Source organism: Catellatospora tritici (assembly GCF_019083965.1).
GTDB classification, from domain to species: domain Bacteria; phylum Actinomycetota; class Actinomycetes; order Mycobacteriales; family Micromonosporaceae; genus Catellatospora; species Catellatospora tritici.
Window position 1 is genome coordinate 35,826 of sequence record NZ_JAHRCY010000037.1, and the last position, 12,687, is coordinate 48,512.

10 protein-coding genes are annotated in these 12,687 nt (G+C 69.3%); 6 read left to right on the forward strand and 4 right to left on the reverse strand.

What is annotated here, in order from left to right; all coding sequences use genetic code 11:
* Nucleotides 1-487: 487 nt before the first annotated feature.
* Both KUA19_RS40420 and KUA19_RS40425 read right to left on the reverse strand, forming a co-directional pair.
* Nucleotides 488-1,168 (reverse strand): response regulator, encoded by a 681-nt coding sequence (locus KUA19_RS40420; protein WP_217405036.1) that lies wholly within the window; start codon nt 1,166-1,168, stop codon nt 488-490.
* The gene (locus tag KUA19_RS40425; protein WP_217405038.1) at nt 1,165-2,754 is read right to left on the reverse strand and encodes a sensor histidine kinase; all 1,590 of its coding nucleotides are present in this window, start codon (nt 2,752-2,754) and stop codon (nt 1,165-1,167) included. The genes KUA19_RS40420 and KUA19_RS40425 overlap by 4 nt, the downstream gene beginning before the upstream one ends.
* Before the next feature lie 121 nt (nt 2,755-2,875).
* Here KUA19_RS40425 and KUA19_RS40430 point away from each other — a divergent pair, with 121 nt between their 5' ends.
* Genes KUA19_RS40430 through KUA19_RS40440 form a run of 3 tightly spaced genes read left to right on the forward strand, consistent with a single transcriptional unit; the run spans nt 2,876 to nt 5,589 of the window.
* Entirely contained in the window at nt 2,876-3,685 is an 810-nt protein-coding gene (locus tag KUA19_RS40430) for an ABC transporter ATP-binding protein (protein WP_217405040.1), read from the forward strand.
* Entirely contained in the window at nt 3,678-4,505 is an 828-nt protein-coding gene (locus KUA19_RS40435) for an ABC transporter permease (RefSeq protein WP_308167927.1), read from the forward strand. Before KUA19_RS40430 ends, KUA19_RS40435 begins: the two co-directional genes overlap by 8 nt.
* Before the next feature lie 49 nt (nt 4,506-4,554).
* Complete coding sequence (locus tag KUA19_RS40440) at nt 4,555-5,589, forward strand: ABC transporter substrate-binding protein (protein ID WP_217405042.1); 1,035 nt, start codon at nt 4,555-4,557, stop codon at nt 5,587-5,589.
* 187 nt (nt 5,590-5,776) lie between these two features.
* Here the strand turns inward: KUA19_RS40440 and KUA19_RS40445 are convergent, their stop codons facing one another.
* Nucleotides 5,777-6,262, reverse strand: coding sequence for a hypothetical protein (locus KUA19_RS40445; protein ID WP_217405043.1), 486 nt, complete (start codon nt 6,260-6,262; stop codon nt 5,777-5,779).
* Between the two features lie 270 nt (nt 6,263-6,532).
* On the opposite strand from KUA19_RS40445, the gene KUA19_RS40450 reads away from it, so the two are divergent.
* From KUA19_RS40450 to KUA19_RS40460, 3 genes are all read left to right on the forward strand, one after another.
* Nucleotides 6,533-7,120, forward strand: coding sequence for a GNAT family N-acetyltransferase (locus tag KUA19_RS40450; protein WP_217405045.1), 588 nt, complete (start codon nt 6,533-6,535; stop codon nt 7,118-7,120).
* Nucleotides 7,121-7,627: 507 nt separating this feature from the next.
* Nucleotides 7,628-8,185, forward strand: coding sequence for a dihydrofolate reductase family protein (locus KUA19_RS40455; RefSeq protein WP_217405047.1), 558 nt, complete (start codon nt 7,628-7,630; stop codon nt 8,183-8,185).
* Nucleotides 8,186-8,617: 432 nt separating this feature from the next.
* Nucleotides 8,618-10,630: a serine/threonine-protein kinase gene (locus KUA19_RS40460; protein WP_308167928.1), complete on the forward strand. Its 2,013-nt coding sequence runs from the start codon at nt 8,618-8,620 to the stop codon at nt 10,628-10,630.
* Between the two features lie 197 nt (nt 10,631-10,827).
* Here the strand turns inward: KUA19_RS40460 and KUA19_RS40465 are convergent, their stop codons facing one another.
* On the reverse strand, nt 10,828-12,180 hold the full coding sequence (locus KUA19_RS40465; protein WP_254550880.1) for an RICIN domain-containing protein: 1,353 nt from the start codon (nt 12,178-12,180) through the stop codon (nt 10,828-10,830).
* Nucleotides 12,181-12,687 lie beyond the last annotated feature (507 nt).

Below are 12,687 nucleotides of genomic sequence, written 5' to 3' on the forward strand. Positions count from 1 at the left end.
GACGACAACACGGCCCTCGGCGGCACCGGCCGGTACGTCCGGATCTACGGCACGACCCGCGCCACCGGGTGGGGGTACTCGCTGTTCGAGTTCGAGGTCCGCCGCGCCCGGCCATGATCGCGGGGTGGGGCCGGCTGTGGGACCAGCCGGTGGCCAGGTGGTCGGCGATGGCCGACGCGATCCAGGCAGCCGCGATGGTGCGGGCGCTGCTGTCCAGCAGCGCCGACGCAGGAGTTCGGAGCGCTCGGCTGGATGAGCGGCACCGCCGTCGAGTACACCGTCCCTGATGACCTGGCGCGCATCGCGGCTCAGGTCGAGTTCGGGCAGCACTTTCGGTTGCGCCATGGCAAGCCCCCGTGAGCTGGGTCGAATACGGCAGTCGGTTGCTCCTACGTAGTGTAGGTTTATCCTGTTTGGATAGCTGCGTAGCGTTTCAACCGGTAGCGAGGTTCTGGGATTTCGTTCGACGGGTAGGACCTCAGCGCGATCAGCGGATGCGGGCGGGTTGGCCGCGCCGGCGGTAGAGGTGTTCGGGGCGTCCGGTGGACCCGTAGCGAAGGCTCAGCTCGACTTTGCCGGAGTGCGCCAGGTCGCCGAGGTAGCGCTGCGCGGTGGCGCGGGAGACGCCGGTGCTGTCGGCGATCTCGACAGCGGTCATCGGCCCGGTGGCCGACCGCAGCGCCTCCAAAATGCGCTGGGCGGTGACCGGCGAGCGCCCCTTGGGCAGTGCCGCGGCAGGTGCGTCGGCGTCGTGCAGCAGCGCGACCGCCCGGTCGATCTCCTCCTGGGCGAGGTCACGTTCGCCGGTGAGGTGGTGGCGGTAGCGGGCGTACGCGGCCAGCCGTTCGGCCAGCTGAGCGGCGGTGAAGGGTTTGGCCAGGTAGTTGAGCGCCCCGGCGCCTAGTGCGGCTCGTACCGTGGCGGTGTCGTTCGCGGCGGTGAGCATGATCGTGTCGGCGCGCAGCTGTGCCAGCACCGCGGTGCCGAGCCCGTCGGGCAGGTACTGGTCGAGCAGCACCAGGTCGGGACGCAGCCGCACGGCGGCCTCGACGGCCTCCTGCGCGGTATGGGCTACCCCGACGGCGGTGAACCCGGGGATCTGCCCGACGAACGAGGAGTGCAGGGCGGCGACCCGGAAGTCGTCGTCGACCACCAGTACCCGGATCATGCCGTCACTTCCCAGCTCAGCGGAGTGGCCGGGGCCAGCACCCCGGGGATCTCGGCGGTGAAGACCGCGCCCGCGCCCGGTTGCGGCGGCCGCAGCCGTACGTCGCCGCCGTGGCGGCGCGCGGTACGACGGGCCAGCGCCAGTCCGAGGCCCCGGCCCGGTTCCTGCTTGGTGGTCGCCCCGGCCCGGAACGGGTCGGGCAGCGCGACCCCGTCGCCGCTGTCGGCGACGTAGATGTGCAGGTCGGGCCCGTCGGCCAGCAGGCTGACCTCGACCTGGGCGGGTCGGCGGGTGCCCGCGGCGGCCGCGCGGATCGCGTTGTCGACGAGGTTGCCCAGCACCGTCACCGCGTCCAGCGGGGCAGTGAGCTGGCCCGGCACCCAGGTGTCCTCGCCCAGCCGCAGCACCACCCCGGCCTCGGAGGCCACTGCGGCCTTCGCGGCCAGCAGCCCGTCGAGGTAGGCGTCGCCGACCCGGCCGCCGACGGTGCCGCCCGCCTCGGTCGCGGTCAGCTCCCGCAGGTAGGCGTGGGCGCGCGGCACGTCACCGAGCTGCAGCAGGCCGTCGAGGGCGTGCAGCCGGTTGGTGTGCTCGTGGGCCTGCGCGCGCAGCGCGTCGGTCAGCGCCCGGGTGGCCTCCAACTCGCGGGCGATCGCGTCGAGGTCGGACTGGTCGCGCAGGGTAAGCACGGTGCCGAGGTCCTGGCCGCCGCGCTCGACCGGCCGCCGCGTCACCACGATCACGCGGTCGCCGACCAGCCGCAGCTCGCCGGTGACGGGGGAACGGTCGTCCAGCAGCGTGACGATCTCCTCGGTGGCGGGCGACCCGACCGGCACCGGCTCGGTCAGCAGCGCGGCGGCCTGCTCGGTGCAGACGCTGACCCGGCCGTTGACGTCGACGGCCAGCACGCCGTCGCGGACGCCCTCCAGGACGGCGACCTGCTCGCGGACCAGGTCGGCCAGGTCGGTGGGCTCCAGGCCGAGGGTGCGGCGTTTGAGGCGTACGGCCAGCAGCGCGGCCCCGCCGCTGCCGACGGCCAGCGCGATCGCGGCGAACAGCCCGGCCCAGGGCAGCAGCTCGTCGAGACGGTCGGTGATCCGGTCGACGTGGATGCCGACGCTGACCTCGCCGACGATGCGGCCGGTGTCGTCGTAGAGGGGGACCTTGCCGCGGGCCGACGGGCCGAGGGTGCCGCGCTGGATGGCGACCTCCTCGCGTCCGCTCAGCGGGCCGGACGGGTCGGTGCTGACCCGTTTGCCGACCTGCGTCGGGTCGGTGTGGGAGTAGCGGATGCCGTCGCGGTCGGCGATCACCACGAACAGGGCGTTGGTGGCGGTGCGGACCCGCTCGGCGTACGCCTGGACCTCGCCGCCGGGGTCGGGGCGGCCGTCGGCGACCTTCGCGGCCAGGCCCGGTTCGCGGGCGGTGGTCCGGGCGATGGCCAGCGCACGTTGCAGGTACTGCTGCTCCAGTTCGCTGCGCAGCAGCAGCGCGGCGAGGGTGAACCCGGCCGCGGCGACGACGGCGACCACGACGACCTGCAACAGCATGGTCTGGGTGGCCAGCCGGAGGGGGCGACGGGGCATCACCACACGCTACCTGCGGTAAGGCCGTGAGCAGAATGCGCAAAAAGCGATCTACGTAACTTGCCCGCGCAATGTTCGCAACCGCGCGGAAACACGGGTGTCCTCCCTACGGTCGTGCGCTATGACCCAGCACACACCCGTCATCAGGCTGACCCGGGCGACCAAGGTCTTCCCGGCCGCCGGGGGCGGCACCTTCACCGCGATGCGCGACGTCAGCCTCGACGTCGCGCCCGGCGAGTTCGTCACCGTGGTCGGGCCGACCGGCTGCGGCAAGTCCACGACTCTGTCCCTGATCTCGGGGCTGGAGCCGGCCAGCGGCGGCGAGGTGGCGGTCGCCGGGACGCCGGTCACCGGCATCCCGCGGTCGGTGGGCTACATGTTCCAGCAGGACGCGGTGCTGCCCTGGCGCACCGTGGTCGACAACGTCGCGCTCGGCCTGCGCTACCGGGGCGTGGCCAAGGCCGAGGCCCGCGAACGCGCCCGCGCCTGGATCGACCGCGTCGGGCTGGCCGGATTCGAGAAGTACTACCCCCACCAGCTCTCCGGCGGCATGCGCAAACGCGTCGCGATGGCCCAGACCCTGATCACCGAACCCGAGATCATCCTGATGGACGAGCCGTTCGGTGCCCTGGACGTGCAGACCCGCGAGCTCATGCAGGCCGAGCTGCTGCGGCTGTGGTCCGGCTCCGGCGCGGCGGTCGTCTTCGTCACCCACGACCTCACCGAGGCCATCGCCCTGGCCGACCGGGTCGTGGTCATGACCGCCGCCCCGGCCACCGTCAAGTCCATCGTCCCGGTGACGCTGCCGCGCCCCCGCAACGTCGACGAGATCCGCCTGCAACCCGAGTTCCTCGACCTCTACCGCGAGGTCTGGGAGTCCCTGCGCGAGGAAGTCGAGATCGCGCGTACGAGAGGAGCCAACCGTGGCTGAGCTGGCTACGCCGGTGCCGCTGACCACCGCCGCGACCAGGGTCACCGGCCGCGACCGCCGCCGCTGGGGCGTCTACGGCGGCCGTGCCGCCCTCGTCGCGCTGTGGCTCGGCTCATGGGAACTGGCCGGGACCTACTGGATCGACCCGTTCTTCTACTCCAAGCCCAGCCTCATCTGGGACAAGCTCGTCACCTGGTTCACCGAGGGCACCTCCTACGGCACCGTCTGGGAGCAGATCTCCTACACCCTGCAGGAAGCCGTCTACGGCTTCATGCTCGGCTCCCTGGTCGGCGTCGTGCTCGGCGTCGTGCTCGGCCGGGCCCGCTACCTGGCCGACGTGCTCGCCCCGTTCATCAAGGCCGCCAACGCCATCCCCCGAATCGTGCTGGCCACCATCTTCGTGATCTGGTTCGGCTTCGGCATGAGCTCGAAGATCGCCACCGCGTTCGTGCTGGTGTTCTTCGGCGTCTTCTTCAACGCCTTCCAGGGCGCCCGCGAGGTGCCCCGGGTGATCCACGACAACGCCCGCATCCTGGGCGCCTCCCGCATGCGCATGATGTGGACGGTCGTGCTGCCCAGTGCCACCTCCTGGATCCTGGCCAGCCTGCACACCGCGTTCGGCTTCGCGCTCATCGGCGCGATCGTCGGCGAGTACACCGGCGCCGACAAGGGACTGGGCATGCTCATCGCCCACTCCCAGGGAACCTTCGACTCGGCCGGCATCTACGCCGCCATGATCATCATGACGGTGCTGGCCCTGCTCGCCGAAGGTCTGCTGACCCTCGTCGAGAAGCGGCTGACCAAGTGGCAGCCGCACTGACCCACCCTTCCTCCCTTCGCAATCCCACCACCCTTCGCAAGGAGCAACGATGCGCAAGTCCATCGCGCTGGCAGCGCTGCCCGCGCTGATCCTGGGCCTGGCCGCCTGCCGCGGCACCTCCCCGTCCGACCAGCCCGCCGCCACCGGCGGCACCGAGACCGTCACCATCATGGTCGGCGGCCTCGACAAGGTCATCTACCTGCCCGCCAAGCTCACCGAGCAGCTCGGCTACTTCAAGGACGCGGGCGTCAACGTCGAGCTGAAGAGCGAGCCGTCCGGCGCCGACGCCGAGACCATGATGCTGGCCGGGCAGGTCGACGGCGTCGTCGGCTTCTACGACCACAGCATCCACCTGCAGGCCAAGGGCAAGTGCGTGCAGAGCGTCGTCCAGTTCGCCGACGTGCCCGGCGAGGCCGAGGTCGTCGCCACCGCCAAGGCCGCCACCATCACCTCCGCCAAGGACTTCGCGGGTAAGAAGCTCGGCGTCACCAGCCCCGGCTCGTCCACCGACATGATCACCCAGGGGCTCGCGGTCAAGGGCGGCGTGCAGCGCTCGCAGTACACCATCGTCAAGGCCGGAGCCGGGGCGACGTTCATCGCCGCGATCGACAACGGCGCCATCGACGCCGGTATGACCACCGACCCGACCATCGCCAAGCTCACCAGCACCGGCAAGGCCAAGGTCATCATCGACATGCGTACGGAGGACGGCACCCGCGCCGCGCTCGGCGGCCTCTACCCGGGTGCGTCGCTGTACATGCCGTGCGACTACGTCGCCGCGCACAAGGCCGCGATCCAGAAGATGGCCAACGCGTTCGTCAAGACGCTGAAGTTCATCGACACCCACACGGCCGCCGAGATCGCCGCGAAGATGCCCGCCGACTACGCCGGTGACGATTCCGCCCTGTACGTGCAGTCGATCAACGACTCGAAGGGGATGTTCACCGCCGACGGCGTGATGCCCGCCGACGGCCCGCAGACCGTCCTCGACGTGCTGAAGGCGTCGAACCCGGACGTACAGGCCGCCGCCACGATCGACCTGGCCAAGACGTTCACCACCGAGTTCGTCAAGGCCGCGTCCTGACGGGGAACCAGAGGAGCACGGGACGCCCTGCGGGCCCGTTGTCGTGGGCCGCACCGCGATCGAAGATACGGTGCGGCCCACGAGACATCTCCGGCAAGCGGGGGTCTCGCAGTGCCGACGCCCATGACCGCGGCCGGTCGCACCGTCGGAGGTCCCGTCCGCCTGGGTGCACGGTCCGGCTGTCAGCTCAGTAGCGGGTGTGGATCTGTGTCACTGGATGCCCCAGGATCCCACCTGCCGTGGTGAGTTCCTCGTCGCTGAGTTCCCAGGCATGTCGGGTCCAGTTCATGATGCTCACCTCAAAGCGGGCGAATCCGACCGGTGCCTCGAATCGCAGCTCGGGCAGCATCAGCGGGCAGCCGCAACACGGGACCCTGACGTCCAGGTCGCCGATGGTCGGATCAACTGTCAGTCCGCCATCTTCCTCGCGCAGCAGATCCCAGAACCAGTCCAGTCCGATCGCGGTGTCGCATCGGGGGCAGAAAACATCCTCCATGTACTGGCCCGCGTCTATGAGGGTGATGTGATCGTAGAACACCGGTTTGATCGATTCGACATGATCGCCCGGCCCAGCGAAGAGCCCGGCGACATACTCTGCCGTCCGTCCGGCCGCTTCGGCCGTGGGCTGCCACTGCGGATCAACGGGGATCACCCGAATGTAGAGGTCACTCATCTCGTCCCTGCGCAACACGTCAAGTGGCCCAGCGGCCGGCTACCCAGCGTAGGCGTTGGCACCGGGCGTGTGAACGGATAGCAAGCAGCACGTGCCCGCTCGGAGACCGGCTACCAACCCGGCGAACCTTCCCGGTCAGAGCACTGGGACCGGCCGCGATAGAGCGACATATATCTGTAGTACACCCAGACCGCCACGCCCGCGGATGGGCGCGAGATGGAGCCCGAAAACTGCGGTGCGCCGGCCGACCACTGACACTAAGGTCGCGCCATGGAGATCCGTAATGTGATGCCGGCCGAAGAGCTGGCTGCCGAGGGGGTCGTCTCGGCGGCGTTCGGCGAGCCACCGGACGGGCGCGTTGTGCAGATGATGCGAGCTCTGCAGGCCAGCGGAGCAGCTCGGGCGAGTTTGGTCGCTGTTGTCGACGAGGAGCTGGTCGGGCACGTTGGTCTCTCACGCGGCTGGGTGGACGCTCGACGCGAGCTGGTCGAGGTGGTGGTGCTCTCCCCGCTGTCGGTACGTCCCGACCTCCAGCGCCACGGCGTCGGCACCGCGTTGCTCGCGGCGGCACTGCAGACCGCCGGAGATCGTGGCGCGCCAGCCGTTTTCCTTGAGGGCAGCCCGAACTACTACGGACGCCGCGGGTTCAGTTCCGCCTCCGCCCTTGGGTTCGACCGGCCCTCGACGCGCATCCCGGACCCGGGGTTCCAGGTGGCGCTTCTTTCGGCGTACCAGCCGTGGATGGTCGGCCGGCTGATCTATCCCGAGGCGTTCTGGACCACTGACACGGTCGGTCTGCGTGACCCCGAGCTGGAGCGGGTGGAAGCCCAGATCGCGTCGGGGCGTACGGGCGGATGAGCGCCGGAGGCTGATGAAATGCAAGACCTCGTCCACCGAGTCGCGATTCCGCTGTCAACGAAACCCGGCACATGTTCGCGAAGCTGATCACCCGCACGGTTGGCACCATCAAGTACTGGCTGCACTGTCCACCTGGCGCGACGCCACCAGCAACGGGCCCTGAACAGCCATTACCGACGACACGGCGCGTCAGTCGATCGTCATCCGTCTACATAGGAATCCGGGCTGGAATAATAGTCAAGATCCTTCATGCACAAGTATGACAGTTGCTCGATGTTCGGCCTTGGGCGATCGGCCCAGTCCCGAAACGGGTTGGTGAGGTTAGCCGCGAGCCACGTGTCGGACACGTACGCCATGCATTGACAGCGATACGTCCGTTCCCCGGCGACGCCCGCAAGCGAGCGCAGGCTTGTCCAGACCGACGACTTCAACGAGACGGGGCGCGTGGTACCTCGAGCTCGCTGACGCGACGCCCGCCTGGCCGTAGTGGCGTTAGACTCGTCGGCGATGGGACTGCTCACTTTCAGCCTCAACCTCACCCTGGACGGTTGCGTCGACCACCAGGAAGGAATTGCCGACGGCGAGACACACGCCTTCTTCACCCGTCTCATGGAGGAGGCCGGGGCGATGCTGTGGGGTCGCGTCACCTACGAGATGATGGAGAGCTACTGGCCAGCCGTCGCCCGCGGCGACGAGGAGGCGCCGCCGGCTATGCGCGAGTGGGCGGTCAAGCTGGAGGCCAAACCCAAGTATGTGGTGTCGTCGACGCGCAAGGACTTCCCGTGGACCAACAGCCACCACATCGCCGGCGATCTGCGCGAGGGCGTGCAGAAGCTCAAGGACGCGACCCCGGCCGGGGTCCTCCTGGGAAGCGGCAAGCTCGCGACCGAACTCGACCGGCTGGACCTGATCGACGAGTACAAGCTGCTCGTCCATCCGAGGATCGCCGGCCACGGCCCGACGCTGTACCAGGGCGGGCTGCCCGGCACGCGTCAGCTCGAACTGCTCTCGGCGGAGCCGCTGCGCAACGGCGCGGTGGCCATGCACTACCGCCGCGCGCACTGAATCACAGGACTCCATCGCCGCGGGCGTGGCCTGGCTGTTCGAGGCGATCTTCGGGGTGTACGAATGACTGACGCGGTCTTCTCGGACCGGGGTCGCTCGGCCCTGCGGTGCGCGGACAAGGCCGTCACGCACCGTGGCGGCGGACCCGTGGAGACGGAACACCTTCTGCTCCTGAGCCAGGACACGGCGGCGGCGGGCGGTGTACTCACGGCGATGGGCGTATCTGGAACGGCGGGCGGGTGGTCGCCGCCGACCGGGGACCGTCGGCCGGCAACGGCCGACTGCAACACGAGTACTCACTAGAGAGCACTCAATGGCAACGGGAAGAGGAACCGTCCTCAGCCTGGTGTTGCGCGCACTGGTGGTGGCGACGACGGTGCCGACTCCCAGCCGGTGTCCGCGGCGCCCGCGCGGTCATGCGGGGTGTCGGCGGTGGCCGCAGACGAGCGGACAGCCGTTGCCGACGCCCACATCGTCGCGTCACTCCGCCGCGCCACCAGCGTATCCGGAGATCCCGCCGATGCTCAGCGCAGCGCGCACCGGTACGTTCTTGGGGTGTCCCCCTCATCCTCCCAGCGGCCGTTCGTCGCTGGCCGCTACCGGCTCGTCGAGGCGCTTGGCCAGGGCGGGATGGGGCGTGTCTGGAAAGCCCGAGACGAGGTCCTCCACCGGGACGTAGCGATCAAGGAGCTCGTCCCGCCGCCGGGCCTCACCGATCAGGAGCGCCAGGAGATGCGCGAGCGATCGCTGCGCGAGGCCCGCGCCATCGCTCAACTCAGCCACACCAACGCCGTACGCGTCTTCGACGTGCTGCGTACCGACGGCGACCCGTGGATCGTCATGGAGTACGTGCCTTCACGCTCCTTGCACGAGGTCCTCGCCCTCGACGGCCCCGTTCCGCAACAGCGAGCGGCGGAGATCGGGCTGGGTGTGCTCGCGGCATTGCGTGCGGCGCACCAAGTCGGCGTCGTGCATCGTGACGTGAAGCCGGGCAACGTGCTGCTCGGCGTCGACGGTCGGGTGGTCCTCACCGACTTCGGCCTGGCCACGGTGCCCGGTGACCCGAACGTCACCCGTACCGGGATGTTGCTCGGCTCGCCGGCGTACATGTCGCCGGAACGGGCCCGCACCGGCAGCGCCGGTCCCGAGGCCGACATGTGGTCCCTGGGCGCGACAGTCTTCGCGGCCGTCGAGGGGCAGTCGCCGTACGCCCGCGGCACCGCGATCGCGACGCTCACCGCGCTGGCCAGCGAGCCGCTTCCGCCCGTCCGCAACGCCAGCGGGCCGCTCAAGGCGGCGGTCGCCGGCCTGCTGCGCAGAGACCCCGGCAGCAGAATGAAGGCCGACGAGGCAGAGCAGCTGTTCCTGCGTGCGATCGAGCGTCGGCAGCGCGGGCTGTTGCTCCTTCCCGGGGTGCGCCGTGTGGGCCTGATACCGCGCCAGGACCGCTCGCGCGTCGCCGACAGCGCCAGCGCCGCCCCCGCAGAGCCGGTGCCGTGGGTCGCGGCGCCGCCCCCGATGAACGCCGCGGCTGAGGCGACGAAGGTCGCGCCGACGTACCCGCCGCATCCTGCCGCTCTCGCACCTGTGCCGCAGCCGCGCTCGGCTCCGGACGTCGAGACCGAGCCGGTGGCGGCGGCAACGGCCGAGGTGACGGCGACGACGAAGGTTGACCTGGTCGCGGCGGTCAAGCAGGCACCGGCGCCGATCGGCGGTTCCGCGCAGGAGTCCCTGTCCGAGAATCTCCTGTCGATGACCACGGGGACCTCCGTGGTCCCAGCCGCGCCTGCCGTCGCTGTCAGGCGGCGGTGGATCGGTGTCGCGCTGGTCGCGGCCGTCGTCGCGTTGAGCGTCTCCGTTCGCCTCGCCGACGGCGACGACCCGCCGACGACTCCGGTCGCCGCGCCGACCAGTGCGGGCATGCCGACCCCGGCCGCTATACCTTCTCCGTCCGCCGTCGCGGCCACCTCGTCGGCGCCGGCCACCTCACCGACCCCTGCAGCCACCGGCTTTGTGCTGCCTGCGGGTTGGCACACATACAGAGGCAGCGGGTTCTCGCTTCCGGTGCCGGACAACTGGTCGACGGATCGCGACGGCGGCATGATCCTTTTCAAGGAGCAGGGCGGGCTGCGTCGTGTGCTCGGCATATACCGATCGGAGAACCTCAACCCGGACCCGGTAGCGGCCCTGGCCGAGGAGGAGCGTCAACAGAGCAAGCCCAACTACCGGAGGCTGGAGTTGGCCTCGGTCGACTACCGGGGCTACAAGGCCGCGGACTGGGAGTGGCTCTACAACACCGGCAGCGGCACCCGCGTCCACGTGCTCCGACGCGGGTTCATCGCTTCCGGCAAGTACTACACGATCTCCTGGTACGTAGCCGATGCCAGCTGGCAGGAGAATCTCAGCTTGTTCAACATCGTCGCCGACGGCTTCAAAGTTGTGTAAGCACCGTCCCTCGCCGCGGCATGTCCTTCTTGGGCGCCATCGTGCGGCGGGGTGGGGGAGTGAGCGCAGGCCTGGGCCATGGCGATGAACCCGTCGCGGTGAGCGTCGGTGAAGGCGAAGTCCACGGTACCGAGCACCAGCTCGGCACCGTGGAGTGAGGGCCGTACCGCGCAACCGTGGTCACGTGGCGACCATCCCTAGACGACCGTGCGCGACCACTGCTGGTTGGTGCCGGTGTTGCAGGTGTACTGCTTGAGCACCACGCCGTCGGCGGTCGAGGCGGCCGGTACGTCGACGCATTTGCCGCTGTGACGTGCCCGCAGCTGGAAGTAGCTGCCGTTGGCGACCATCTGGAACTGCTGGTTGGTGCCGCTACCGCAGGTGTACTGGATGAGTTCGGCGCCGTCGGTGGTGGAAGCGCTTACCACGTCGAGACACTTGCCGCTGTGCCGGCTGATGATGCGCCAGTAGCCGCTGCCGGCGTCCTGGAACTGCCACTGCTGCCACGCGTTGCCGCCGTAGGTGTACTGGTCGATGCGTGCGCCGTTGTCGGTGTTGGGTGCCTGGACGTCCATGGCCTTGCTGCTGTGGCGCACGTTGAGCCGGTAGAACGTCGTCGCCGGTGGCGTGGGGTCGCCGATGGTGTCGCCCCAGGCGTAGCGGATCCGGTCGGCGCCGGAGGTGTTGCGGACGGTCAGGTTGAGATCGGTACCGCTGCCGCTGAGGGCGAACATCGAGTACCAGTCGTAGCCGATGGTGCCGGGCTTGCCGCCGATGGCGGGCCAGTAGGTGCCGCCCATCTGGTTGTCCCGCATGACTTGAGCCATGGCGCGGAGGTAGTGCACGAAATTGTCGGTGCTGTTCGGGTCGCCGTAGTTGAGGCCGGTGGACATCGGCGCGCCGTACTCGGTCGCGACCGTGCGGGAGGCGCAGTTGCCCAGACGCGTCTGGATGTGGCTCCGGAAGGCGTCGTAGGTCATCGGGCTGTAGAAGAACGCGTAGTAGTGGAAGGACAGCAGCGTCGCGTTGAAGCGGCTGTCGTTGCAGATGTCGCGCAGGTCCTGGCTGTAGCCGGTGCCGCCGATGAGCACTCTGCCGGGCACTGCTGCGCTGTGCTGGCTCAGCCAGTTGGCTGCGACGTTGCGCCAGTCTGTCGAGCTGTAGCCGTGTGGCTCGTTCATCGGCTCGAAGTAGACGTTGCCGTTCGAGCCGTAGGTGTTGATCACGCTGGACCACATCGTGTTCCATGCGGCGAGATCCGTGATCTTGCCGCTGGAGGCGGCACCGTCCTCCCAATAGGCGAGGATGACCTTGAAGCCGCGTTCGGTGGCGGCGTCGATGGCCCCGCGGTAGGAGTTCCACCAAGCCGTGTTGGCCACAGTGTGAGTGTTGATGGGCAGCCGGACGGTGTTGACGCCAATGGTGGCGGCCATGTCGTCGTAGAGGGCGTTGGCCTTGGCTCGCACTGTCGCGTTGCTGTCGGACAGGCTCAGGCCCTGCACGACGAGCGTGCCGGTGCTGAAGTTGTCACCCAGCACGGCCCAGTTCATGCCACGGAATTGACGGGTGGCGGCTTTGGCCGGCGGCGCCCAGACGAGGAGACCTGCCAGTGCCGTCAGGGCGGTGACCACGAGGGCGGTCAGTAGCCGGCGTAACGACCGGGTGCTCCACGATGGTGCTGATGCGTAGCCATCAGCCGACATGATCACTGTCATGAGACGTCCAATCGTTTAACTTAAATCCCTGATTCGAACATGATGCAACGTATTCCCTCACTCGTAAACATCGTGTTGCCGCGCAGGTCCGGTTCGGCTGCCGCAGCAGGCGCGAGGGCCGGTGCCGCCCCGGCGGCTGCCCGCCCTGGGGCCGGGCACGGTCCGGTGGTGTGCGCGCTGTAAGCCATCCGCCCGCGGCAGCCGGCGGGCCGACCTTGGCGGCGAGCTGCTCGTTGCGCCGCTCGCGGCCGCGGTGGTGGCGGCGGCCAGCGCGGCGACACCCGCGATCAGCAGGAACCTGGTGCTGGTCAGTACCCGGGAGGCTGCCGCCTTGCGGCCTTG

Bases quoted from the DNA above. Each gene is read 5' to 3' on its own strand.
- KUA19_RS40430 (WP_217405040.1), top strand. From the start codon at position 2,876: ATGACCCAGCACACACCCGTCATCAGGCTGACCCGGGCGACCAAGGTC.
- KUA19_RS40450 (WP_217405045.1), top strand. From the start codon at position 6,533: ATGGAGATCCGTAATGTGATGCCGGCCGAAGAGCTGGCTGCCGAGGGG.
- KUA19_RS40420 (WP_217405036.1), bottom strand. From the start codon at position 1,168: ATGATCCGGGTACTGGTGGTCGACGACGACTTCCGGGTCGCCGCCCTG.
- KUA19_RS40425 (WP_217405038.1), bottom strand. From the start codon at position 2,754: ATGCCCCGTCGCCCCCTCCGGCTGGCCACCCAGACCATGCTGTTGCAG.
- KUA19_RS40440 (WP_217405042.1), top strand. From the start codon at position 4,555: ATGCGCAAGTCCATCGCGCTGGCAGCGCTGCCCGCGCTGATCCTGGGC.
- KUA19_RS40445 (WP_217405043.1), bottom strand. From the start codon at position 6,262: ATGAGTGACCTCTACATTCGGGTGATCCCCGTTGATCCGCAGTGGCAG.
- KUA19_RS40465 (WP_254550880.1), bottom strand. From the start codon at position 12,180: ATGAACTGGGCCGTGCTGGGTGACAACTTCAGCACCGGCACGCTCGTC.
- KUA19_RS40455 (WP_217405047.1), top strand. From the start codon at position 7,628: ATGGGACTGCTCACTTTCAGCCTCAACCTCACCCTGGACGGTTGCGTC.